Origin of the sequence: Stenotrophomonas sp. 2YAF22 (assembly GCF_052114665.1) — a bacterium.
GTDB classification, from domain to species: Bacteria; Pseudomonadota; Gammaproteobacteria; order Xanthomonadales; family Xanthomonadaceae; genus Stenotrophomonas; species Stenotrophomonas indicatrix.
This window is the reverse complement of the sequence record NZ_JBFRFE010000707.1, coordinates 1-2001: the sequence shown is the minus strand read 5'-3', so window position 1 is coordinate 2001 and position 2001 is coordinate 1. Positions and strand designations below refer to the sequence as shown.

Sequence of the window (2001 nt, the reverse complement as noted above, 5' to 3'; positions counted from 1 at the left end):
GTTGCGGGGGTGTCCGCGGCATGGATGCCGCGGCCAAGCCCCCAAGGACGGGTTTACGGCGTCCCCCGCAACCGGACCCACCCCGCCATCCCACGGAATACCCGCTTTTGACGTTGCCGTTGCCGTTGCCGTTGCCGTTGCCGTCGATTCGGCGGGTGCAGGGCGCAGCCCTGCAAACCCACCCCACCCTCACCTCACGCAGCGATCCGCAGAATCGGCTTCAGCGTGATGCCGAGCGTACTGTCCTCGGCCGCCTGGTTGATCTGCTCCAGCGGATAGAACTTCACCAGCCTGTCGAACGGGAAGCGCCCCTGCTGGTACAGCGTCACCAGCTGCGGAATGAACACCTGCGGCACGCTGTCGCCCTCGACAATGCCACGGATGCTGCGCCCACCCAGCAGCAGGTTGTTCACATCGAAACTGGCAGTGGTGCCCAGCTTCGGCGCACCGACCACGCCCATCATGCCAAGCCCGCCGAGCGCTTCGATGCCGGCCGACAGCACTTCCGGACGACCGGTCGATTCCAGCGCGAAATCGGCGCCACCACCGGTGATCGCGCGCACCGCCTCGATCACATCGGTCTCGCGACTGTTGACCACATGGGTGGCGCCCAGCTCCATGGCCAGCTGCAACCGCGAGGGCACCACGTCGATGGCGATGATGGTGGTGGCCCCGGCCACCTTGGCCGCCATCACCGCGCTCAGACCGACCGCACCGGCGCCATAGCTGGCGAAGCTGCTGCCCGATCGCACCTGCAGCGAGTTGAGCACCGCACCGGCACCGGTCTGGATGCCGCAGCCCAGCGGGCCGAGCAGCTCCAGCGGCGCATCGTCAGGCACCTTGATCGCATTGATCTCGCGCGCCAGCGCAAACGTGGCGAAGGACGACTGTGCAAAGAAGTGATCGTGCAGCGGTTGGCCCTGTGCATCGGTGATGGCGGTATGGCCGTGGCCATCATCACCACCGAAATTCAGCGCGAAGAAATCGCGGCAGTACGCACCGTGGCCACCACGACAGGGATTGCAGTGGCCGCATTGGCCGTAGGTCAGCACGACATGGTCGCCAGCCTTCAGCTCGCGCACGTTGGGGCCGACCGCTTCGACGATGCCCGCACCTTCATGACCCAGCACCGCCGGCAGCGGCACCGGATAGTACTGGTCGCGCACGATCAGATCGGTATGGCACAGGCCGGTCGCTACGATCTTCACCAGCACTTCGTCGTCCTGCGGGCCGCGCAGGCGCGCCTGCTCGATGACAAAGGGCTGTTCCTTGCTGCGCACCACCGCTGCGGTGATGTCACGCGCTTCATTGTTGCTGCTCATCGTTGCGTTCTCCTCGATCAGATGGGATAGGCCGGGGCTTCGCCCTTGACCGTCATCCATTGCCACTGGGTGAATTCCTCCACGTTGGACGGGCCGCCGATGCTGGTGCCGTTGCCGGACGCCCCTACCCCACCGAAGGGATTGATGACCTCGTCGTTCACGGTCTGGTCGTTGATGTGCAGCAGACCTGTACGCAGGCGCTCGCCCAGATTCAGCGCGCGGCCGACATTGCGGGAGACGATCGCCATCGAAAGGCCGTATTCGCTGTCATTGGCCAGGCGCACGGCTTCGTCGTCGTCATCGAACGGCACCACCACCGCTACCGGCGCGAAGATCTCTTCGTTGAACGCCGGATTGTCGGCGCTGACGTTGCCGAGCACGGTCGGTGCGAAGAACAGGTCCTGGTGGGTGCCGCCGGTTTCGAGGGAGGCACCTGCCTTCACCGCGTCGTCGACCACGCGCGCCGCATGGTCGCGTTGCGCGGCATTGATCAGTGGGCCCAGCGCAACGTCCTCACGTGCCGGATCACCCACCTTCAGCGACTTCGCCTTGGCCACCAGCTTCTGCAGGAACGCCTGATGGATGCTGCGCTGTACCAGCAGCGTTCCTGCAGAAGCTGGTGGCCAAGGCGAAGTCGCTGAAGGTGGGTGATCCGGCACGTGAGGACGTTGCGCTGGGC

2 protein-coding genes are annotated in these 2001 nt (G+C 65.4%); both read right to left on the bottom strand.

Going from position 1 to position 2001, the window contains the following annotated elements:
• Positions 1–194: 194 nt before the first annotated feature.
• Positions 195–1322: an NAD(P)-dependent alcohol dehydrogenase gene (locus tag AB4Y84_RS20195; RefSeq protein WP_363731517.1), complete on the bottom strand. Its 1128-nt coding sequence runs from the start codon at positions 1320–1322 to the stop codon at positions 195–197.
• A gap of 17 nt (positions 1323–1339) precedes the next feature.
• The coding region (locus tag AB4Y84_RS20190) for an aldehyde dehydrogenase family protein (RefSeq protein ID WP_442250774.1) at positions 1340–2001 on the bottom strand (662 nt) is incomplete at its 5' end.

Excerpts from the sequence above, each read along its gene's own strand:
- AB4Y84_RS20195 (WP_363731517.1), bottom strand. The coding sequence starts at position 1,322 with ATGAGCAGCAACAATGAAGCGCGTGACATCACCGCAGCGGTGGTGCGC.